Here is a 21,473-nt window from a genome sequence, read left to right as displayed (position 1 = left end):
CTGTGATCGTTCGGGCACGGGGCTGGGGTTGTTGATCGGGTGCGGGGCGCGGGCTGAGGTTCTTGGTCACGCGCGGGGCGCGGGGTTGGGGCTGTTGGTTGTGTGCGGGGCACGGGGCTGGCGTCGTTGGGCACGCGCGGAGCGCGGGCTGAGGTAGTGACGCGGAGCGTGCTTCTAGCGCGGAGCGTGCCCTTTAGCGCGGAGCGCGGGGTTTGGCACGGAGCGTGCTTCTGCCTCAAAGCGTGCCTCTAGCATGCAGCGTGCCTCTGGCGTGCACCACGAAGCTAGACGTGCAGCACGAACCTAAGCGCGCAGCACGAAGCTAAACACGCACCACCAAGCCCAAATCGCCAGTCAAGCGCATCCCCCTACTCCTCCCTCTCCCCCTCCCCCTCACCCGTCACAGCACCAATCGCCTCCCGCAACATCCCCGCCACATCCCCCACCAGCAAATGCCGCCCCTCCCTCACGACCTCCCGCCCCGACACCACCACATTCCGCACATCCGCGTTCGTCGCCGCGAACACCGCCGCCTCCGCCGTGTACCCCGGAGCCGCCCCCGCCGTCCGCGCCGAATCCATCGCCACCGTCACCAAATCCGCGTAAGCCCCCGGCTCCAGCCGTCCCGCCTCCGGCCACCCCAGCGCGAAGTGCCCGTTGGACGTCGCGGTCGCCAGCAAGCCCCCCGCCGTCCAGTGGCCCCGCTCCCGCGTCCGCAGCCGTTCGTTCAGTTCGACCGCCCGCGCCTCCTCGAACAGGTCGATCACCGCGTGCTGGTCCGACCCCAAGCAGATCGGCGCGCCCGCATCCCGCAGGTCCCGGGCCGGGCCTATGCCGTCCGCCAGGTCCCGTTCCGTCGTCGGGCACATGCACACGCCCGTCAGCGTCGCCCCCAGCAGGCCGATGTCCTCCTCGGTCAGGTGCGTCGCGTGGACCGCCACCGTCAGCGCTCCCAGCGCCCCCGCCTCCGCCAGCAGCCGGGTCGGTGTCATCCCGTACGCGGCTTCGCACGCCTCGTTCTCCGCCGGTTGCTCCGACAGGTGGATGTGCAGCGGGGCCTGGCGTTCCTTCGCCCACGACGCCACGGCCGCTATCTGCTCGCGTGGCACCGCCCGCACCGAGTGGATCGCCGCCCCTACGCGCGCGTGCAGGCGGCCCGCCTTGCCCGTGTGCTCGTAGATGCTGTCCACGCGGCGCGCCCAGTTCCCCGCCGTGCCATCCCCGAAGCGCAGCTGCGGGCCCTTCAGCGGTGTCCCGATGCCACCCGCCAGATAGCACGTGTCCAGCAGCGTGATCCGGATGCCCGCGTCAGCAGCGGCCGCGATCAGGGCCTCGCCCATCGCGTTCGGGTCGTCGTAGGGCGCGCCCCCGGGACGGTGGTGCAGGTAGTGGAACTCCCCCACGCAGCTGATCCCCGCCAACGCCATCTCCGCGTAGACGGCCGTGGCCAGCGCCCGGTACGAGTCGGGGTCCAGGCGATCCGCCACCTTGTACATCTGTTCGCGCCACGTCCAGAACGTGCCGTGATCAGCCTGCACCCGCGAGCGCAGCGCCCGGTGGAAGGCGTGCGAGTGGGCGTTCGCCAGGCCCGGCAGCGTCAGGCCGGGCAGGCGGTGGGCGTCCGGTGGGGCGGGGACGTCGGGGATGATGGTGGTGAAGCGTTCGCCGTCGGCCTCGATGAGCACATCGGTGGCCACTCCGTCTCCGAGCCAGGCGAACTCGGCATGCCAGCGCATATCGGTTCCCTACCCGCCTGCCAGGTCTTTGAGCACCGTCGCCAACGCCTCAACACCGGCCAGGCAGTCGGCGGGTTCCGCGTACTCGGCGGGGGCGTGTGAGACGCCGGTCGGGTTGCGCACGAACAGCATCGCCGTGGGCAGCAGCGCCGACAGAATGCCTGCGTCGTGGCCCGCGCCGGTCGGCAGGACCGGGACGCCGCCCAGGGTTGTCACCAGGCGGTCGCGCAACGACTTGTTGAAGTCCACTACCTCGGTGTAGGACTCCTCAGCCAGCTCGACGGCCACACGGTGCTCGGCGGCTGCGCGCCGTGCGGCCTCGTGCACGTCGGCTACGGTCGCGCGCACCGCGTCGTCGTCGGGGCCTCGGCTGTCCAGCCAGGCCGTCACCTGCGACGGGATCGCGTTCACCCCGCCGGGCACCACGTTCACCTTGCCCACCGTCGCCACGCTGTCATGCCGCTCGGCGGCCTCGCGGGCTGCCAGGACGGCGTGTGCGAACGGCAGCATCGGGTCGCGGCGGTCCGTCAGCAGTGTCGTTCCCGCGTGGTTGCCTTCGCCGGTGAAGTCCAGTCGCCAGCGGCCGTGCGGGATGATCGCGCTGGCCACGCCGACTGGTTCCTGAAGGGCTCGGCCCTGTTCTACGTGCAGTTCTACGTAGCAGGCGACGCGGTTCAGGAGGTCGGCGTCCGGGCCGATTCGGGTCGGGTCCAGGTTGTGGGCGGCGATTACCTCGGCGAAAGTCTGGCCGTTGCCGTCGCGTAGGGTGCGGGCTCGTTCGGGTGTGATTGCTCCTGCCAGCAAGCGGGAGCCTAGGCAGGCTACGCCGAAGCGTGCGCCCTCCTCTTCCGCGAACGCTGCTACGCCGATCGGCTTGGTTGGGGTGAAGTTCTCGGCCCGTAGCTTGTCCAAGGCCGCGAATGCCGACACCACTCCTAGGGGGCCGTCGAACGCGCCGCCGCCTGGCACCGAGTCCAGGTGGCTCCCGGTCAGCACGGCCCCGGTGCGAGTGCCGTCGGCCGGGAGCCACCATGCGAACAGGTTCCCGTTCGCGTCGCGCTCGATCTCTAGGCCGCGCCCAGCCGCCTCGTCGAGGAACCAGGCGCGGCACTCCAGCTCAGGCGCCGTCCACGCGAAGCGGTGGTAGCCGCCGGTCGCGTCGTCCCGCCCTACGGGCAGCAGTGCCGCCCACATCTCCGCGAAGGTCATAGGGCCGCTACTCCGACATCGGGACGCGCACGCCGCGCTCCGCCGCGACCTCCGCGGCGCGGTCGTAGCCCGCGTCCACGTGCCGCATCACGCCGGTCCCCGGGTCGTTGGTCAGCACCCGCTCCAGCTTCTGCGCCGACAGCTCCGTCCCGTCCACCAGGCACACCTGTCCCGCGTGGATCGAGCGGCCGATGCCGACGCCGCCGCCGTGGTGGATCGACACCCACGTCGCGCCCGACGCCGTGTTCAGCATCGCGTTCAGCAGCGGCCAGTCGGCGATCGCGTCCGAGCCGTCGGCCATGCCCTCGGTCTCGCGGTACGGCGAGGCCACCGAGCCCGAGTCCAGGTGGTCGCGGCCCAGCACGAGCGGCGCGCTGATCTCGCCGCGCGCCACCAGGTCGTTGAAGACGGCCCCGGCCTTGTCGCGCTCGCCGTAGCCCAGCCAGCAGATCCGCGACGGCAGGCCCTGGAAGTGCACCTTCTCCCCCGCCATCCTGATCCAGCGGGTCAGCGGCTCGTTGTCGGGGAACAGGTCGAGGATCGCCTTGTCGGTGCGGGCGATGTCCTTGGGGTCGCCCGACAGCGCCGCCCAGCGGAACGGGCCCTTGCCTTCGCAGAACAGCGGCCGGATGTAGGCGGGCACGAAGCCGGGGAACGCGAACGCCCGGTCGTACCCGGCGAGCTGGGCCTCGCCGCGGATCGAGTTGCCGTAGTCGAAGACCTCGGCCCCGGCGTCCATGAAGCCGACCATGGCCTCCACGTGCGCGGCCATCGACTCGCGGGCGCGGGTGATGAAGCCCTGGCGGTCCTTGTCGCGCTCGGCGGCCATGTCCTCGAACGCCACGCCGCGCGGCAGGTACATCGTCGGGTCGTGCGCGCTGGTCTGGTCGGTGACGATGTCGATGGGCGCGCCCCGGCGCAGCAGCTCGGGCACGAGGTCGGCCGCGTTGCCCAGCAGGCCGATGGACAGCGGCGCGCGCTTGGCCTTGGCCTCCTCCGCCAGGCGCAGCGCCTCGTCCAGGGAGTCGGCGCGCACGTCGCAGTAGCGGTGCGCCACGCGGCGGTCGATGCGCGACGGGTCGCACTCGACGCAGATCGCGACGCCGCCGTTCATCGTGACGGCCAGCGGCTGCGCGCCGCCCATGCCGCCGAGCCCGGCGGTCAGCGTGATCGTCCCGGCCAGCGTGCCGCCGAACTTCTTGGCGGCCACGGCGGCGAAGGTCTCGTAGGTGCCCTGGAGGATGCCCTGGGTGCCGATGTAGATCCACGACCCGGCCGTCATCTGCCCGTACATCGTGAGGCCCTCGGCCTCCAGGCGGCGGAACTCCTCCCAGTTCGCCCACTGGGGCACCAGGTTGGAGTTGGCGATCAGCACGCGCGGCGCCCACTCGTGGGTGCGGAAGATCCCGACCGGCTTGCCGGACTGCACGAGCAGCGTCTCGTCGCCCTCCAGGTCGGTCAGCGAGCGCACGATCGCGTCGTAGGACGCCCAGTTGCGCGCGGCCTTGCCGGTGCCGCCGTAGACGACCAGTTCGTCGGGGTGCTCAGCGACCTCGGGGTCCAGGTTGTTCATGAGCATGCGCAGGGCGGCCTCCTGGCCCCAGCCCTTGGCGGTGAGGTCGGTGCCGCGCGGCGCGCGGACGGGACGTGGTCCGGACATGCGGTGCTCCTTCGGGGAAGACGGGGTCAGGAGAGGCGGCCGGTGACCGTCTCGGCGGCGGCGACCAGCGAGCCGTCGCGCACCAGCGCGGTGGTGGCGGCGATCTCGGGCGCCAGGTGGCGGTCCGGGCCGGGCCCGGGGACGTGCTCGCGCAGCGCGGCGACGACCGCGGCGGTGGCGGGGCCGGGCCGCAGCGGGGCGCGCAGGTCCAGCGCCCGCGCGGCCGCCATGATCTCGATGGCGACGACCTGGGCCAGCCCCTCGACGGACCGGCGCAGCTTGCGGGCCGCGTTCCAGCCCATGGACACGTGGTCCTCCTGCATCGCCGAGCTCGGGATGGAGTCGGCCGAGGCGGGCGCGGCCCGGCGCTTGAGGTCGGACACGATCGCGGCCTGGGTGTACTGGGCGATCATCAGGCCGGAGTCCACGCCCGCGTCGTCGGCCAGGAACGGCGGCAGCCCGGCCGAGCGCGCCCGGTCCAGCAGCCGGTCGGTGCGGCGCTCGGACATGGAGGCGACGTCGGCGGTGGGGATGGCGAGGAAGTCCAGCACGTAGGCGACGGGCGCGCCGTGGAAGTTGCCGTTGGACTCCACCCGGCCGTCGGGCAGCACGACGGGGTTGTCGACCGCCGAGGCCAGCTCGCGGGAGGCGACCAGCTCGGCGTGCGCGAGGGTGTCGCGGGCCGCGCCGTTGACCTGCGGGGTGCAGCGCAGCGAGTAGGCGTCCTGGACGCGGGTGCAGTCGGGGCCGCGGTGCGATTCCATGATCGGCGAGTCGGCGAGCAGGGCGCGCAGGTTGGCGGCGGAGATGGACTGGCCGGGGTGCGGGCGCAGGTCCTGGAGGTCGGCGGCGAACACGCGGTCGGTGCCGAGCAGCGCCTCGACGGACATGGCGGCGGCGAGGTCGGCGGCCTTGTACAGCTCGTGCAGGTCGCGGATGGCCAGCACCAGCATGCCGAGCATGCCGTCGGTGCCGTTCAGCAGCGCCAGGCCCTCCTTCTCGGCCAGCGCGACCGGCGCGATCCCGGCCTCGGCGAGGGCGTCGGCGGTCTCGCGCAGCTCGCCCTTGGCGTCGCGGACCTGGCCTTCGCCGATCAGCGCCAGCGCGACGTGCGCGAGCGGGGCGAGGTCGCCGGAGCAGCCGAGGCTGCCGTGCTCGTGGACGATGGGGGTGATCCCGGCGTTCAGCAGGGCGGCGAGGGCCTGCGCGGTGGCGGGCTGGACGCCGGTGCGGCCGGTGGCCAGGGTGTGCAGGCGCAGCAACATCAGGCCGCGCACCACCTCCCGCTCGACCTCCGGGCCGGACCCGGCGGCGTGCGAGCGGACGATGTTGAGCTGGAGCTTGGCGCGCAGCTCGGGCGCGATGTGCCGGGTGGCGAGCGCGCCGAACCCGGTCGATACGCCGTAGACGGGCGTGGAGCGGCCGGCCAGCTCCTCGATGTGGGCCCGCGCGGCGGTCATCGCGGCCATCGCCTCGTCGGTCAGCTCGACCCGCGCGCCGTGCCGCGTCACCGCCACGACCTGGTCCAGGGTCAGCGGTTCCGGGCCGACCTGGATGTTCTTGTCCCCCATGCCGAAACTCATACCCACCATTCCAGCGGGCGGATCGGCCCTGGTGGAGGGCCCCGGCGGGCGTTGTGTCTCGCATGTGAGACATTGGGGCCATGAGCCAGGTCCCCGCCGCGCGGCGCACGCTGGCGGTGTTGCGGTTGCTGGCGGGGTCGGCCGGGCCGCTGCCCGCCTCGGCGATCGCGCGCTCGCTCGACCTGCCGCGCTCCAGCACCTACCACCTGCTGGCGGCGATGGCGGAGGACGGGTTCGTGTCCTACCTGCCCGAGGAGCGCCGCTGGGGGCTGGGCGTGGCGGCGTTCGAGATCGGCTCGGCCTACCTGCGGCACGGGCCGCTGGAGCGGCTGGCCCGGCCGCTGCTGCGCCGCCTGGTGGACCGGACCGGCGAGATCGCCCAGCTCGGCATCCTGCACGGCGCCGAGACCCTCTACCTGCTGAAGGAGCAGCCCCGGCGGCACGCGACGCTGGTGACCGACGTGGGCGTGCGGATGCCCGCCCAGCTCACCGCGAGCGGCCGGTCGATGCTGGCGCACCTGCCCGCCGCGCAGGTGCGGGCGCTGTTCCCCGGCCCGTTCGTGGACCGCACCGGGTACGGCCCGGCGTCGCTGCGCGAGTTGCGGCGCGAGCTGGCCGCCGAGGCGCGGCGCGGCTGGTCCACCGAGGACGGCCTGGTCACCGAGGGGCTGGCCAGCATCGCGGCCTGCTCGTTCGACCACACCCGGCACCCGACGGCCGCGATCACCGTCACCTTCCGGCGGGAGAGCCGCCCGGAGGAGGGCTGGCCCGCGCTGGCCGAGAGCGTGCGGGCCACGGCCGCCGACCTGACGGCGCGGCTGGGCGGGCGGGTGCCCTGACGCCGGGCATGGAAAAGGCCGCGCCCGTGCGGGCGCGGCCTTTCTCAGGTTCCGGCGGTCAGACCAGGCCGGCCTTCTTCAGCCAGTCCTTGGCGACGTCCTCGGGGTCGGACTTGTCGATGTCCATCTTCCCGTTCATGTCGATCAGGTCCTGGGTGGTGAGCTTGGCCGACACCGCGTTCAGCACGGCGCGGGCGTTGGCGTCCACCTTCGCCTTGTTGACCAGCGGCAGCACGTTCTGGGCGCCGAAGACGTTCTTCGGGTCCTCCAGCGCGACCAGCTTGTTCTTGGCGATGGCCGGGTTGGTGGTGAAGAGGTTGCCCGCCTGGATCTGGCCCTTGGTCAGGTTCGACAGGGTGATGGGGCCGGTGTCCAGCGACTTGAACTGCTTGAACTTCAGGCCGTAGACCTTCTCCAGGCCGACGATGCCCTGCTGGCGGGTCTTGAACTCCGGCGGGCCGCCGACCACGAACGTCCCGGCGACCTTCTTCAGGTCCTCCAGGGTCTTGAGGCCGTTCTTGGTCGCGGTGTCCTGGGTGACGACCAGGGCGTCCTTGTCCTCGGCCTTGGAGGCGTCGAGCACCTCCAGGGACGCGGGCAGCTTGGCCTTGAGGGCGGCGTTCACCTCGTCGGTGGTCGCGGCCTTGTTCTCCTTGTCCAGCAGCGACAGCAGCGCCCCGTTGTACTCGGGGAACACCTGGATCGCGCCGCTCTCGGCCTGCTTGTAGTAGACCTCGCGCGCGCCGATCTTGAACTTGCGCTCGACCTTGACGCCCTTGGCCTCCAGGGCCTGCGCGTAGATCTCGGCGATGACCTCGCTCTCGGCGAAGTCGGCCGAGCCGATGGCGAGCGTCGCGCCGCCGCCGGAGGCGCCCTTGTCGCCGCCCTTCAGCGGGTCGCCGCCGTCGTCGCCGCCGCCGCACGCCGTCAACGCCAGGGCGGCGGCCAGTACGAGGCCCGCGCCTCGCATCATCCGGGACATATGAGTTCCTTCCTGGTGTTCACGGTAGGGAGGTGCGCCTCAGGAGCCGGTCTGGAGCCGGACCCCGGGCGAGACGACGAAGCGGCGCAGCAGCGCGAACAGCAGCTGGACGAGGACGGCCAGCACGGCGACGAGGATCGCCCCGCCCGCCATCTGGTCGTACTCCTGCCGGGCGTAGCCGTCCATGATGTAGCGGCCGAACCCGCCGAGGCCCACGTAGGCCGCCAGCGTCGCCGTCGAGATGATCTGGATCGCGGCGGTGCGCAGGCCGAGCAGGATCAGCGGGAGCGCCACCGGGGCCTCCAGCCGCAGCGCGACCTGCACACCGGTCATGCCCATGCCCTCGGCCGCGTCGCGCAGGCCGGGCTCGACCTGCTGGACGCCCGCGTAGGTGTTCACCAGCACGGGCGGGACCGCCAGGATCACCAGCGGGATCAGGATCGGGACCAGGTCGCCCGCCGAGGTCAGCACCACCGCGAGGATGAGCAGGCCGAGGGTGGGCAGGGCGCGGGCCGCGTTGGCGGAGGCCATCACGACGAAGCCGACCACGCCCGCGAGGCGGCCGTGCCGCACGTGCCCGAGCAGCAGCCCGAGCGGCAGCGCGATCGCCACGGTGATCAGGAAGGCCAGCAGCGAGTACCACAGGTGCTCGGCCAGGCGGCTGGGGATGCCGTCGGGGCCGCTCCACTGGCCGGACTCGCCGAACCAGGAGAGCGCGTCGAAAATGGCGTTCACGCGGCACCTCCGCCGGGCAGCGCGGCCTGGTCGGCGGTCTTGCGGCGGCGCGTGCCCCCGGCGCGCTCCCACGGGGTGAACGCGCGCTGGATCCCCAGCAGGATCAGGTCCGACAGCAGGGCCAGCAGGATCACCAGGACGACGCCGACGACGATCGGCGTCGGGAAGTCGCGTTGCAGGCCGGTGGTGAACAGCTGGCCGAGCCCGCCCAGCCCCATGATCGCGCCGACGCTGACCAGGCTGATGTTGGAGACGGTCGCCACCCGCAGCCCGGCCATGACGACCGGCAGCGCGATCGGCAGCTCGACCTGGAGCAGGCGGCGCAGCGGGCCGAAGCCCATCGCGGTCGCGGCCTGCCGCACGTGGTCGGGCACCGCGGCCAGGCCGTCCACGACGCCGGGCACCAGCACCGACAACGTGTAGAGGGTGAGCGGGACGACGACGGTGGTGTAGGTCAGCCCGGTGAAGGCGATCAGGATGACGAACAGCGCGATGGCGGGCAGCGCGTACAGGATGCTCGTGATCGCCAGCGTCGGCTGGTAGAGGCGCTTCCAGCGGGCGCAGGCGAGGCCCAGCGGCAGCGAGACGAGGAAGCCCAGCAGGACGGGCGTGAACGACAGGATGAGGTGCTCGCGCAGCGCCTCGGCGATGTCGTCGGTGAGGTTGTTGCTGATCCACTCCCAGCGGATCAGCGGCTCCCCGTCGTCCCCGGCGGCGAGCGGGCTCACCGGTCGGCCGCCTTGTCGGCGACCGTGTCGGCGGTCTGGCCGGACGCGTCGTCCTCGGCCTCCAGCTCCTGCGTGAAGCGCAGCCGCCGGATGCCCTTGTCGCCGCCGAGGAAGTCGCGCACGAACGCGTTGGCGGGCGCCGCCAGCAGCTCGTCCGGGCTGGCGTACTGCGCCAGCTTCCCGCCGACCTGGAACACCGCGATGCGGTGGCCGAGCTTGACGGCCTCGTCGATGTCGTGGGTGACGAACACGATGGTCTTCTCGACCTCGTCCTGGAGGCGCAGGAACTCGTCCTGGAGGCCGGTGCGCACGACCGGGTCGACGGCGCTGAACGGCTCGTCCATCAGCAGGATCGGCGGATCGGCCGCCAGCGCGCGGGCGACGCCGACGCGCTGCTGCTGGCCGCCCGACAGCTGCACCGGGTAGCGCTTGGCGAGGGCGGCGTCGAGGCCGACGCGCTCCATCAGCTCCAGCGCGTGCGTCCGGGCCTCCTTCTTGTTGCGGCCGAGCAGGAGCGGCACGGTGGCGATGTTGTCCACGATCGTGCGGTGCGGGAACAGGCCCGCCTGCTGGATGACGTAGCCGATGCCGCGCCGCAACGTCGGCGGGTCGACGTCGCGCACGTTCCGGCCGTCCACCGTGATGGTGCCGTCGGTGGCGTCCACCATGCGGTTGATCATGCGCAGCGTGGTGGTCTTGCCGCAGCCGGACGGGCCCACCAGCACGGTGATGCGGCCGGCGGGGATCTCCAGGTCCAGGTGGTCGACGGCCACGGTGCCGTCGGGATAGCGCTTGCTCACGCCCTCGAAGGTGATCAAACGGGTCACGTCCTCATCAGGGCGTTGCCGCAACGCCGTCGTTCCGTGCACTGACAGGTGATGATCGGTTCGGCTCTACCCAACAGTAGCCAGGGGACACCTTCGTGCGCGGCCCCCGGCAGGTCAAGCGACTTCTTCTTAAGCTTAACTACCTGAATTAAGGAGAAAGTAGCGTAAGCCCGTGGACAACAGCCGAATCGTTATCGGGGACGGCGCGCTGGACTGCGCGTCGATCGCCCGTGCGGCGCGTGCGGACGTGACGATCGCCATAGCCCCCAAGGGCGTCGTCCGAGCCCGCGCCGCCTGGGAGACCGCCCGCGCCATCGCCGCCGAGCGGCCGGTGTACGGCCGCACGACGGGGGTGGGCGCCAACCGCGTGGTGGACGTGGAGTGGGCCGACGCCGACGCGCACGGCCTGCGCCTGCTGCGCAGCCACGCGGCCGGGGCCGGGCCGCTGGCCGCGCCCGAGATCGCGCGGGCGATGCTGACCGTGCGCGCCAACCAGATCGCGGCGGGCGGCTCGGGCGTCGATCCGGGCGTGCTGGCCGCGCTCGCCGACGTGCTGAACCTGGGCCTGGTGCCGCCGGTGCCGGTGTACGGGGCGATCGGCACCGGCGACCTGACCGCGCTCGCCTCCACCGCCCTGTGCCTGCTGGGCGAGCGGTCCTGGCTGGGCGGCCCGGACCTGGGGCTGGCGCGCGGGCCGGGCTTCCGGCTGCGGTCGGCCGACGCGCTGGCGTTCATCAGCTCCAACGCCGCCACGCTCGGCGAGGCGGCGCTGGCGATCGCCGACCTGCGCATGTTGCTGGCCGCCTCGACGGTGGTGGCGGCGCTGTCGTTGTTCGCGGTGCGCGGTTCGGAGGAGCCGTACGCGCCCGCGGTGCACGACGCGTGCCCGCATCCGGGGCAGCGGGAGACGGCCGCGACGGTGCGGACGTTGCTGGCCTTCGACCGCGCCGAGCCGGTGCGCATCCAGGACCCCTACGGCTACCGCGCGTTCCCGCAGGTGCACGGCCCGGCGCTGGAGGCGGCGCGGTACGCCGAGGAGGTCGTGACGCGGGAGGTGAACGCGGCCTCGGAGAACCCGCTGATCGACGTGGCGGGCGGCGCGGTCTGGCACAACGGCAACTTCCACACCGCCTACGTCGGGCTCGCGCTGGACGCGGCGCGGGCGGCGCTGTTCCAGACGATGGCGCTGTCGGCGGCGCGGCTCGGCACGCTCGCCGAGCCGGGCTTCACCGGGCTGTACCCGTTCCTGGCGGCGACCGAGGCGTCGTCGGGGATCATGATCCTGGAGTACGTGGCGCACTCGGCGCTGGCCGACGTGCGGCGGCTGGCGACGCCCGCCGGGCTCGGCAACGCGGTGTTGTCGCGCGGGGTGGAGGAGCACGCCGGGTTCTCCACGCAGGCGGCGCGGGCCACCACCGACGCGCTCGCCGCCTACCGGATCGGGCTGGGCTGCGAGCTGCTGGCGGCGGTGCGGGCGTTGCGGATGCAGGGCCGGGCACCCGGCGGCGGGGCGCTGCGGGCCGCCTACGACACCACCGACGCGGTGCTCGACCCGGGCGTGGAGGACCGGCCGCTGGACGGCGACATCGCGGCCGCCGCCGACGCCCTGCCCCGGCTGGCGCGGCTGCTCCCGTGACCCCGAACCTTCCGGCCTCTCCAGCTCCTCCGGCCTCTCCGGCCCCTCCGGTCTCACGGCAGGACGCCCCCGGTGGAGGCGCGGACCAGCAGCGTCGGCTCGCGGACGACGCGGCGCTCGCGCGGCTCGCCGTCGATGACGTCGACCACCAGCCGCACCGCCGAGCGCACGATGCCGTCGATGTCCCAGTCGACGGTGGTGAGCGGCGGGGTGAGCAGCGCCGACATCGGGTGGTTGTCGTAGCCGCAGACCGCCACGTCGCCCGGCACGTCGAGGCCGAGCGCGCGCGTGGCGGCGTAGACGCCGTAGGCGATGACGTCGGAGAAGCAGAACACCGCCGAGGGCCGCCCCGCCGCCGACAACACCTCGGTGGCCACGGCCGTCGCCTCGGCGAGCGACTGCGGCGCGACCACCGCCTCGGCGCGCAGGCCGAGGCGCTCGGCCTCGGCGTTGACGTGCACGTCGGCGGGCCGGTCGGGGGTGCTGGCGCGGGTCGGGGTGAACACCGCCACGCGCCGGTGCCCGAGCGCGGCCAGGTGCTCCAGCGCGAGGGTGACGCCGCGCCGGTTGTCGAACACGACCTCGCCCTGGGCGCGGTCGCCGTGCAGCGCGTCGCCGATCGACACCACCGGCAGGGCCTCGGCGAGCTCGGACCACAACGCGGCGGCCGGGTCGAGCGGCTGCACGATCAGGCCGTCGACCCGCTGGTCGCGCAGCCGCCGGGCGAGCGCCAGCTCGCGGTCGGGGTCGCCGCCGGCGTCGACCAGCAGCGCGTAGCGGTCGCGGGCCAGCAGGGCGCGGCCGATGCCGACCGCCAGCGACTGCTGCCAGTAGTCCTCCAGCGAGCCGCACAGCAGCCCGACCATGCCGGTGCGGCCGCTGGCCAGCGCGCGGGCGATCGGGTGGGCCTCGTAGCCCAGCTCGGCGGCGGCCGCGCGCACCCGCTCCTGGGTCTCCTCGGAGGTCTGGATGCCGCGCAGCGCGTAGGAGACGGCGGCCGGGGACAGCCCGGTCGCCTGCGCCACCTCCCGGATGGTCGCGCGCTTGCGCCTGTCCGCCGCCACGCGGCCACCCTACGGGGTGGGACCGACAAATCCACGGCGGCGGCTTGACGCGCCGCCTACTGAACCGCTTCACTGAAGCGGTTAACTGATGCGGTTCAGTACATGTCGGGAGGGTGCACGCCGTGACCGTCGCCGACGTGCACCAGCACCTCTGGGGCGCGCCGCTGCTGGCCGCCCTGCGCGCCCGCCGCACTCCCCCGTACCTCGACGGCTGGACCCTCCACCTGGACGGCGAGCCCCCGTACGAGGTCGATCCCGCCGCCCACGACACCGCCCGCCGCGCCGATCTCGCCCGCGCCGACGGCCTGGACCTCGCGCTGGTGTCGCTGTCCACGCCGCTGGGGATCGAGTGGCTGCCGCCCGGCGAGGCGCGGCCACTGCTGGACGCCTACCACGAGGGCGCGGCCACGCTGCCCGAGCCGTTCGGCGCGTGGGCGGCGGCGAACCTCGGCGAGATCGACGCGGCGGCGACCGCCAAGGCGCTGGACGCGGGTTTCGTCGGCCTCCAGCTCCCCGCGACCGCCCTAGCCGACCCCGCCGGGTTCGAGCGCTGCGCCCCGCTGCTCGACCTGCTCGAAGAGCGCAGCCTGCCGCTGTTCGTCCATCCCGGACCCGCGCCCGCCGCCGGTGACGTCCCGGCCTGGTGGGCGGCGCTGGTGCCGTACGTCCAGCAGATGCAGGCCTCCTGGTTCGCCTTCCGCGCCTTCGGCCGCCCCCGCCACCCGCGCCTGCGCGTCTGCTTCGCGATGCTCGCGGGCCTCGCGCCGCTGCACGGCGAGCGCCTGGCCGCGCGCGGCGGCGGGCGCGGCGAGGTCGACCCCGCCGCGTTCGTCGAGACGTCCTCCTACGGGCCCCGCGCCGCCGACGCGACCGTCCGCGCCCTGGGCGTGGACGTGGTCGTGCACGGCACCGACCGCCCGTACGCCGAGCCCCGCGACCTCGCCCTGGGCGAGGCCGCGACCCACGCGTTCCGCGTGGCCAACCCGCACCGTCTACTGCACGGAGAGGAGCGAGACAATGCCCGCTGACGTCATCACCCCTGGTGCCGCCGCCTGTCTGGAAGACCTGCCGGCCCGGCCGCTGGACAAGCGCGAACTGCGCGACCTGGTGAACGCGCTGGCCGCCGACCCCGGCCTGTGGCGGCAGCACGTCGCCTTCTCCGCCGACGAGCGGCACTACGCCTCGCTCTACCGCGACGAGTACGTGGACGTGTGGCTGCTGTGCTGGACGCCGGAGAACGACACCGGCTGGCACGACCACGACGTGTCGTCCGGCGCGGTCCGCGTGGTGTCGGGCGAGCTGGAGGAGTGCAACCCGCGCATCGGCGGCGACCACGTGCAGACCCGCGTCGGCGAGGGCACCTCGTTCGCCTTCGGTCCCGAGCACATCCACCGCCTGGTCGGGGCGGCCGACGCCAGCGTGTCGATCCACGCCTACTCGCCGCCGCTGTGGCGGCTGGGCCAGTACTCGATCGCCGACGACGGCGTGATGCGCCGCGTGTCGGTCAGCTACGCCGACGAGCTGCGCCCGCTGGACTCGCCCGCCTGACGCCGTCTAGCGCTTGTGCACCGCACCGAGCAGGGCCGCTCGGGACTCCCAGTCCCGGGCGGCCTCTTCGTTGCCACGGCCGCGTTCCAGGGCGGCCAGCCGGAGGGCGGCTTCCGCTAGGCCGTTGTCGGCCGCGCGTCGCCACCACAGCTCAGCCCCGGCCATGTCGCCGCGCAGCTCCAGCATCACGCCGAGGTTGAACAGGCCGACGGACATGCCGGTGTCGGCACCGCGCCGCGCCCATTCCATGGCCCCGTCGTGGTCGCCCTGCTCCTGCAACGCGGCCGTCAGGCCGGTGATGCCGCCGATGTTGCCGACCTCTGCGGCCAGGCGGTACCAGGCTTCGGCGGCGCGAGCGTCGCCGCGTTCCAGCAGCTCACGGCTGCCGAGGGTGATCGCGGCGTCCAGGTCGCCCGCCTCGGCGCGGGCGCGCAGTTCGCGTTCCGCCCGCTTGCCCTTGCGCCATCCGGCCACCATGGCAGCACATCATGCCCTGCCGGATGTCAGCGCGGGAGTAGCTCGCTTTCGGCGGGACGGGGCGGCGGCACCACCGGTGGGGCGGGTGGGCGCATCGGGATCAGCGATTCCCGCAGGCGGGCTTGCAGCCAGCGTTGGGCCGGTTTCTCCACCAGGCGGTGCACCGCGTACGCGACCAGCAGCGCGGTCGCGGTGGCCAGGGCCAGCGCCGTCCAGCGGTTCAAGGCCGGGTAGGCGTGGTCCAGCAGCGGTAGCGCGACCTGCGAGTGCGTCAGGTAGAGGGGGTAGGTGAGCGCGCCCAAGGTGGCGAGCGGAGTGGCGAGGCCGGGGCTGCGCAGGCGGCGCAGGCGTCCGGTCGCCACGCCGATCATCACCGCGAAGATGACGGTCACGGCGGCGGCGACCACCCGCTCGCCGCCGCCCCGGAACACGTGCTCGGCCCGGTAGGCGGCCCAGTGCAGCGCCAGCAGCCAGCACGCGCCGACGTACCCCCACAGCAGCAGCGTCGGGCCGTGCCGGTGGATCAGGTACAGCGCCATGCCCGCGACGAAGTAGGGACTCCATGTCGGCACCAGCATGACCTGGAGCAGTTTGTGCCCGGCCTCGTCGGCGAACACCCCGCCGAGCAGCCAGGCCGCCATGAACACCAGGCAGGCGCGGTAGGTCACTCCGACGGCGGCGAGCCCGGCGGCCAGCACGTAGAAGTGCAGCTCGATCCAGAGGGTCCAGTAGACGGCGTCCACGTTCCGCACGCCGAGGCCGCCCTGGAGCATGGTCAGGTTCGGCACGACCAGGCCGGGCGCGCCGGAACCCCGGCCGGTCAGCCCGAACACCGCCGCGCCCAGTAGCACGCTCGCCCAGTAGGCGGGCATCAGCCGCACCACGCGGGAGACCCCGAACTCCCCGGGCCCGCGCCCCCACAGGCTCTTGAGGATGACGAAGCCGCTGATCAGGAAGAACAGGTCCACGCCGAGGTAGCCGTACCGGGTGATCGCGCCGAGCGCGGGGAACACCTCGCGGGACGGCTCCGGCCACGCCCCCGCGCCGCCGAACCCGGTGAAGTGGTACGCCACCACCACGAGCGCCGCGACGAAGCGGAGCAGGTCCAGCTCGCCGAGCCGCTCGCGCCGCCCGGTCACCGGAGGGAGCGCGGTGGGAGGGGCGAAAACGGCTGGGTGAGGGCGTTTCGTCACCCGCGGAACCCTGGTGGCGCGGGATGGCGCTCGGGGGGCCGCCGGGCGAGTCTCCGGTGAACTCCGCGTGGCTGTGGCGAACGGTGCCCGCGACGGAGAACGATCAGTAAAATCGGCCGGACGTTCCCCCCGAATTGGTGGTCATTCATGAGCTATCGCCGCGCACGCCGCGGCGCGGCGGTTCTCGCGCTGTGCCTGGGCGTCCTGCCGACGGGCGGCTGCTCGGCGGTGGACGGGCCGGTGCGGCGCCCGGCGTCGGCCGCCTCGGTGCGCCCGGCGTCCGCCGCCGTCGAGCCGCCGGTCGTGATGTTCCTGGGCGACAGCTACACCGTGGGCGAGCGCGGCACCCAGCCGGAGAACGCCTACTCCGCGGCGGTCGCGCGGCTGCTGGGCTGGCAGGTGATCGTCGGGGGCCGGGGCGGCACCGGGTTCGTGGCGAACGGGGGCCGGCAGCCGTTCGGGGTGATGTTCGAGAGCCAGCTCGGCTGGCGGCCCCCGCCGGACCTGCTGATCGTGTCCGGCGGGCACAACGACTGGGTGCATCCCGCGCCGCGGGTCGGCGCCGCCGCGCGCGAGCTGCTGGCCCGCGCGCGGCAGCGCTGGCCGAAGACCCGGCTGGCGCTGATCGGGCCGATCTGGGGCAACGAGGCCCCGCCGCCCAACGCCGTCGCCGTGCGGGACGCGCTGCGCGGGGTGGCCGGGGAGCTGGGCGTCCCGTTCGTCGACCCGATCGGTGAGCAGTGGATCACCGGCAACCGGGCGACCGGCACCGGCAACGCGACCGGGTTCATCCGGTCCGACGGGGTGCACCCGACCGTGGAGGGCCACCGCTACCTGGCCGCCCGGCTGGCCGAGGACCTGCGGAGACTCGGCTTGGCACACCCCGTCCGCAACCGCTAGGCGGGCCGGGCCAGGCAGAGCGAGAAGTCGCCCGCCGCGTCGGTCCACATCTCGGCGAGCGCGAGCCCGGCGGCGGCCATCTCGCGTTCCAGGCGCTCGCGGCGGAACTTGGCGGAGATCTCGGTGCGCGTCTCCTCACCCGCCGCGAACTCCACCGCCAGGTCGAGGCCGCCGATCCGCACCGTCTGGTCGCGCGTGGAGCGCAGCCGCATCTCGATCCACTCCTCGGCGGCGTTCCACGCGGCCACGTGCTCGAACGCGCCGGGGTCGAAGTCGGCGGCCAGCTCCCGGTTGACGACGTGCAGCACGTTGCGGTTGAACTCGGCGGTCACCCCGGCGGCGTCGTCGTAGGCGCGCACCAGGCGGGCGGGGTCCTTGACGAGGTCGGCGCCCAGCAGCAGCGCGTCGCCCTCGCCCATCGTGGCGCGCAGCCCGCCGAGGAACCCGGCGCGCTCGGCGGGCGCCATGTTGCCGATCGTGCCGCCGAGGAAGGCGACCAGCCGCCGGTCCCCGGTGGGCAGCAGGTGCAGGTGCTGCTCGTAGTCGGCGACGACCGGGCGCACGGTGATGCCGGGGTGGTCGGCGGCGATGGCGGCGGCCGCGCCGGACAGGAAGTCGCCGCTGACGTCCACCGGGACGTAGGAGCGCAGCGTGCCGCCCAGCGCGTCCAGCAGCAGGCGCGTCTTCTCGCCCGAGCCCGCGCCCAGCTCCAGCAGGGTGCGCGCGCCGGTCAGGGCGGCGATCTCGGCGGCGCGGGCGGTGAGGATCTCGCGCTCGCGGCGGGTCGGGTAGTACTCCTCCAGCGCGGTGATCTCCTCGAAGAGCACGCTGCCGCGCTCGTCGTAGAACCACTTGGGCGGCAACGTCTTGGGGTCGGCGGTCAGCCCGTCGCGGACGTCCCGCCGGAGGGTCTTGGCGAGGTCGTCGGCGGTCAGGAACCGGTCCACGTGATGTCCTGCTTTCGTCGGTGGTCAGAGCGGGGTGATCCGGACGCCGGACGCCGGGTCGGCGGTGACCAGCGAGCGGTCCGGGACGGGCCGCCAGCCGGGATCGTCGTCCAGGGGTTCGGAGGCGATGCGCACCTCGTCCGCCGTGGTGCGGGTGAACAGCGAGTCGCCCCAGGTGGTGGCCGCCAGGGTGGTGCCGTCGGCGGCCAGCAGGTTGTAGCGGCCGGGGGCGAGCCCGGCGACGGTGCGGACGGTGACGGCGAGGCCCTCGGCCAGGTCGCCGGCCCGGTGCCAGTGCCGGGCGGCGAGCGCGAACAGCAGCGCCGAGTCCACGGGCGCGCGGGCGTCGGGCACCTCGGACAGGTCCCCGGCCAGCTCGCGCAGCTTGGCCTCGACGCCCGCGAAGCCCTCGACCTTGCCGTTGTGGCTGAACAGCCGCGTCCCGGCGCGGAACGGTTGCGCGCACGACTCGTCCACCGGGAACTGGGTGGTGGCCGAGCGGATCGCGGCGACCGCGCACGTGCTGTCCACGGCGCGCGCGATCTCGCGGAACGACTGGTCGGTCCAGATGGGCTGGGCGCGACGGAACCGCATCGCCGCGCCGTCGCGGTACCAGCCCACGCCGAAACCGTCGGCGTTGAGCAGGTTCCCCTGCGTCATGCGCGGCGCGTACGACTGGTGCTCCAGCGAGTGGTCGCCGTCGTAGACGAGGGAGTGCAGCGAGATCCCCGGGCCGAGGTAGCCCACGTGACGGCACATCAGCGCACGTCCCGCGCGCAGCGGAAGCCGGTGAAGATCTGCCGCCGGATCGGGTAGTCCCAGTTCCGGAAGGTGTTGCGCACGGCCAGCGGGTGGGTCGCCCACGATCCGCCGCGCAGCACCTTGTAGTCGGGGCCGAAGAACGCCTCCGAGTACTCCTTGTAGGGGAAGGACCGGAAACCCTCGTAGCCGTGGAAGTCGGAGGAGGTCCACTCCCACACGTCGCCCACCATCCGCCGCACGCCGTAGGCGGACGCGCCCGACGCGTACGCGCCTTCCTCGGACGGCCGCAACGCGCGCTGGCCCAGGTTGGCGCGGCCCGGTTCGTAGTGGTCGCCCCACGGGTAGCGGCGCGCACGGTTCGCGTCGGGGTCCCAGGCGGCGGCCTTCTCCCACTCGGCCTCGGTGGGCAGCCGCTTGCCCGCCCATCGCGCGTACGCGTCGGCCTCGTACCAGCACACGTGCTGGACGGCCTCGGCAGGCGGAACCGGCTCGACGCGCCCGAACCGCCGCCGCAGCCACTGACCGCCCTCGCGCGTCCAGAACGCGGGCGCGCGCTTGCCGCTGCCGTTGCGCCACTCCCATCCCTTGGTGGTCCACCAGCGCGGCTCGTCGTAGCCGCCCGCCTCCATGAACGCGAGGTAGTCGGCGTTGCTGACCGGTTCGGCGTCGATGTAGTAGGCGGGCAGGTCCACCATGTGGCCCGGCCGCTCGTTGTCGTAGGCCCACGGGTCGTCGGAGGTGCCCATCACGAACGGCCCGGCCACCACCAGCACCTCGCGCGCGGCGGACGGTTCCACCGGGGACGCGGGGAGCACCGGGTCGAGCAGCGCGGGCGCGCCCCGGCGGAGCTGGTGGGTGGCGAGCATGGTCTCGTCATGCATGTGCTCGTGCTGCACGACCATCCCGTAGACGAACCCGCCCGAGGTGAGCGGGTCGTCGCCGTCGAAGCGGGCCTTGCCCAGGGTGTCGAGCACCCTGGCGCGCACCGTTTCGAGGTAGGCGCGGGCCTCGTCCGGCGGCAGGAGCGGCAGCGTGGGGCGTTCGGCGCGGGGGTGCTCGAACGCGTCGTACAGGCCGTCGATCTCGGGCCGCAACGGCTCGGTCCCGGCGGCGGCGCGCAGCAGCCACAGTTCCTCGTAGTTGCCGACGTGCGCCAGGTCCCACACCAGCGGGGACATCAGCGGGGAGACCTGCGCGGTCAGCCCGTCCTCGTCCAGCACGCCGGTGGTGAGGCCGAGGCTGCGGTCGCGGACCGCGCCCAGTTCCCCGGCGATGAGTTCCTTCAGCGCATGGTCGTCCAGCGCGTAGGGCGCGGTCATGCGGTCCTTCCTTCCAGCAGGACGTCGTCGGCCGGGCAGCGGCCCCGGTCGACGTAGCGGTCGGCGTACTCCGCCACCAGCGGCACCAGCTCCGCCGCGCCGAGCCGGGGCAGCGCCTCCAGCGCGGCGGCGAAGCAGCCCCGGGCCGCGACCGCCAGCGCCGGGTCGGTCAGGCCGTCGCGGGCGGCGGCCGTCCAGCGGCCCGCGACCGGCTCGGTGGCGGCCTCGGCGGCGGAGGCGGCGCGCGGGTCGTCCAGCAGCGCGGCGGCGACCGCGACGGGGACGGGCCAGTACGGGCCGGGCAGCGCGTCGATCATGCGCAGCTCCAGCCAGCCGCGCGGCCGCACCGGCGGGAACAGCGTGGACAGGTGGTACACCAGGTCGTCATGCCCCGGCTCGCCCTTGGCCAGCCACTCGCCGAAGGTCAGCCCCGGATCGGCCCGCCAGTCCCCGCCGGGGGTGCGGATCACCATCATCCGGGCGTCCAGCGCGTACCGGGCCCACTCGTCGGCGGGGTTCGCGCCGGGCGAGCGGTGCACCGGCAGGGTGCGGCAGGGGTCGAGGTCGGTCCAGATGGCCTGGCGGGTGGAGCGCAGCCCGGTGCGCGAGCCCGCCCGCACCGGCGAGTTGGCGAACGCGGCGACCAGCACGGGGCCGAGCGCGTGCGCCAGCCGCCAGCGGCGCGCCGCGTCGGCGGCGTCCGCGCCGATGTCCACGCACACCTGCACCGAGGCGGTCGAGCACATCATGTCGGTGCCGGAATCGGTGTAGCCGCCCGCCCGGTAGTAGTCGCGCATGGCCAGGTAGCGGGGGTGCTCGGCCTGGAAGCGGGGCGGCCGGAACGGGTCCACGCCGTATCCGGCCAGGTCGAGCCCGGCGGGCGCGAGGGCGTCGCGGACGTGCGCGATGTCGGCGGTGAGGGCGGCGTGCAGGGGCGCGAGGCCCGGGAAGGGGGCGGAGCTGAGCTCCAGTTGGCCGCCCGGCTCGTAGGTGAGGCGGGAACCGTTGGGGGGCGGGTCGGCGGCGGTCATCAGGTCGCGCACGCGCGCGGCGGGGACGGGGGCGGCGGGGTCGGCGGGGGAGGTCACGAACCACTCGGTCTCCGCGCCGACGACGCCGGGCGGGCCGTTCTTGAAGCAGACGCCGTGGATGTACTGGTAGACGTCGTCGACGGTCAGTCTGGTCACCCGAAGCCCTCTCTTTTTCGGCAACGGGAACGGACCTTCCCCACTGAAACAGTTCAGTAATCCGACATTCTTCGCAGTTCCCTGAAGAGTCGGTGAACACCGGCGGTCACCCGCCCGCCACCCCCGGCTTCTCAACGGTCC

19 protein-coding genes and 1 pseudogene are annotated in these 21,473 nt (G+C 73.5%); 5 read left to right on the top strand and 15 right to left on the bottom strand.

Annotation, left to right across the window (positions count from 1 at the left end; all coding sequences use genetic code 11):
- Positions 1-368: 368 nt before the first annotated feature.
- From AH6_RS36485 to hutH, 4 genes are read right to left on the bottom strand one after another with little or no spacing between them, the layout of a single operon-like run.
- Positions 369-1,736, bottom strand: coding sequence for a formimidoylglutamate deiminase (locus AH6_RS36485; protein WP_067489560.1), 1,368 nt, complete (start codon positions 1,734-1,736; stop codon positions 369-371).
- 9 nt (positions 1,737-1,745) lie between these two features.
- On the bottom strand, positions 1,746-2,945 hold the full coding sequence (locus AH6_RS36480; protein WP_067489557.1) for an allantoate amidohydrolase: 1,200 nt from the start codon (positions 2,943-2,945) through the stop codon (positions 1,746-1,748).
- A gap of 7 nt (positions 2,946-2,952) precedes the next feature.
- Positions 2,953-4,605, bottom strand: coding sequence for a urocanate hydratase (gene hutU / locus AH6_RS36475; protein WP_067489554.1), 1,653 nt, complete (start codon positions 4,603-4,605; stop codon positions 2,953-2,955).
- A gap of 26 nt (positions 4,606-4,631) precedes the next feature.
- The gene (hutH, locus tag AH6_RS36470) at positions 4,632-6,176 is read right to left on the bottom strand and encodes a histidine ammonia-lyase (protein WP_067489551.1); all 1,545 of its coding nucleotides are present in this window, start codon (positions 6,174-6,176) and stop codon (positions 4,632-4,634) included.
- A 92-nt stretch (positions 6,177-6,268) separates the two neighbouring features.
- Here hutH and AH6_RS36465 point away from each other — a divergent pair, with 92 nt between their 5' ends.
- Positions 6,269-7,027 (top strand): IclR family transcriptional regulator, encoded by a 759-nt coding sequence (locus tag AH6_RS36465; RefSeq protein ID WP_067489548.1) that lies wholly within the window; start codon positions 6,269-6,271, stop codon positions 7,025-7,027.
- A gap of 58 nt (positions 7,028-7,085) precedes the next feature.
- On the opposite strand, the gene AH6_RS36460 is transcribed toward AH6_RS36465, so the two are convergent.
- From AH6_RS36460 to AH6_RS36445, 4 genes and pseudogenes are all read right to left on the bottom strand, one after another.
- Complete coding sequence (locus AH6_RS36460) at positions 7,086-8,009, bottom strand: ABC transporter substrate-binding protein (RefSeq protein WP_174555155.1); 924 nt, start codon at positions 8,007-8,009, stop codon at positions 7,086-7,088.
- Positions 8,010-8,048: 39 nt separating this feature from the next.
- Complete coding sequence (locus AH6_RS36455) at positions 8,049-8,744, bottom strand: ABC transporter permease (RefSeq protein WP_067489546.1); 696 nt, start codon at positions 8,742-8,744, stop codon at positions 8,049-8,051.
- The gene (locus tag AH6_RS36450; RefSeq protein ID WP_067489543.1) at positions 8,741-9,472 is read right to left on the bottom strand and encodes an ABC transporter permease; all 732 of its coding nucleotides are present in this window, start codon (positions 9,470-9,472) and stop codon (positions 8,741-8,743) included. The genes AH6_RS36455 and AH6_RS36450 overlap by 4 nt, the downstream gene beginning before the upstream one ends.
- 2 nt (positions 9,473-9,474) lie before the next feature.
- Positions 9,475-10,290, bottom strand: a pseudogene (locus AH6_RS36445) (ABC transporter ATP-binding protein); the annotation flags it as partial.
- Positions 10,291-10,471: 181 nt separating this feature from the next.
- Between AH6_RS36445 and AH6_RS36440 the strand changes: the two are divergent.
- Complete coding sequence (locus tag AH6_RS36440; RefSeq protein ID WP_067489537.1) at positions 10,472-11,935, top strand: aromatic amino acid ammonia-lyase; 1,464 nt, start codon at positions 10,472-10,474, stop codon at positions 11,933-11,935.
- Between the two features lie 53 nt (positions 11,936-11,988).
- On the opposite strand, the gene AH6_RS36435 is transcribed toward AH6_RS36440, so the two are convergent.
- Positions 11,989-12,999, bottom strand: a complete 1,011-nt coding sequence (locus AH6_RS36435) for a LacI family DNA-binding transcriptional regulator (RefSeq protein WP_245679626.1) — start codon at positions 12,997-12,999, stop codon at positions 11,989-11,991.
- Positions 13,000-13,121: 122 nt separating this feature from the next.
- Between AH6_RS36435 and AH6_RS36430 the strand changes: the two genes are divergently transcribed.
- Together AH6_RS36430 and AH6_RS36425 are read left to right on the top strand one after the other, a co-directional pair.
- On the top strand, positions 13,122-14,027 hold the full coding sequence (locus tag AH6_RS36430) for an amidohydrolase family protein (RefSeq protein ID WP_067489572.1): 906 nt from the start codon (positions 13,122-13,124) through the stop codon (positions 14,025-14,027).
- On the top strand, positions 14,017-14,547 hold the full coding sequence (locus tag AH6_RS36425; RefSeq protein ID WP_067489534.1) for a cysteine dioxygenase: 531 nt from the start codon (positions 14,017-14,019) through the stop codon (positions 14,545-14,547). The genes AH6_RS36430 and AH6_RS36425 overlap by 11 nt, the downstream gene beginning before the upstream one ends.
- A gap of 6 nt (positions 14,548-14,553) precedes the next feature.
- Here the strand turns inward: AH6_RS36425 and AH6_RS36420 are convergent, their stop codons facing one another.
- Together AH6_RS36420 and AH6_RS36415 are read right to left on the bottom strand one after the other, a co-directional pair.
- A complete protein-coding gene (locus AH6_RS36420) occupies positions 14,554-15,024 on the bottom strand; it encodes an SEL1-like repeat protein (protein ID WP_067489531.1) in 471 nt (156 codons plus the stop codon).
- A gap of 26 nt (positions 15,025-15,050) precedes the next feature.
- Positions 15,051-16,163, bottom strand: a complete 1,113-nt coding sequence (locus tag AH6_RS36415) for an acyltransferase family protein (RefSeq protein WP_067489528.1) — start codon at positions 16,161-16,163, stop codon at positions 15,051-15,053.
- A 201-nt stretch (positions 16,164-16,364) separates the two neighbouring features.
- On the opposite strand from AH6_RS36415, the gene AH6_RS36410 reads away from it, so the two are divergent.
- Complete coding sequence (locus AH6_RS36410; RefSeq protein WP_067489525.1) at positions 16,365-17,117, top strand: SGNH/GDSL hydrolase family protein; 753 nt, start codon at positions 16,365-16,367, stop codon at positions 17,115-17,117.
- Here the strand turns inward: AH6_RS36410 and egtD are convergent.
- The 4 genes from egtD to egtA are packed head-to-tail and all read right to left on the bottom strand — an operon-like array spanning position 17,114 to position 21,332.
- On the bottom strand, positions 17,114-18,064 hold the full coding sequence (gene egtD / locus AH6_RS36405; protein WP_067489521.1) for an L-histidine N(alpha)-methyltransferase: 951 nt from the start codon (positions 18,062-18,064) through the stop codon (positions 17,114-17,116). The two genes, AH6_RS36410 and egtD, sit on opposite strands and share 4 nt — an antisense overlap.
- Before the next feature lie 24 nt (positions 18,065-18,088).
- Positions 18,089-18,823, bottom strand: coding sequence for an ergothioneine biosynthesis protein EgtC (gene egtC / locus AH6_RS36400; protein WP_067489518.1), 735 nt, complete (start codon positions 18,821-18,823; stop codon positions 18,089-18,091).
- Positions 18,823-20,145, bottom strand: a complete 1,323-nt coding sequence (egtB, locus tag AH6_RS36395; protein ID WP_067489515.1) for an ergothioneine biosynthesis protein EgtB — start codon at positions 20,143-20,145, stop codon at positions 18,823-18,825. The genes egtC and egtB overlap by 1 nt, the downstream gene beginning before the upstream one ends.
- Positions 20,142-21,332: an ergothioneine biosynthesis glutamate--cysteine ligase EgtA gene (gene egtA / locus AH6_RS36390; protein ID WP_067489513.1), complete on the bottom strand. Its 1,191-nt coding sequence runs from the start codon at positions 21,330-21,332 to the stop codon at positions 20,142-20,144. Before egtA ends, egtB begins: the two co-directional genes overlap by 4 nt.
- Between the last annotated feature and the right edge of the window lie 141 nt (positions 21,333-21,473).

This window comes from Actinomadura hibisca NBRC 15177, from assembly GCF_001552635.1.
Classification (GTDB): Bacteria; Actinomycetota; Actinomycetes; order Streptosporangiales; family Streptosporangiaceae; genus Spirillospora; species Spirillospora hibisca.
This window is presented reverse-complemented; position numbering and strand designations above follow the sequence as displayed.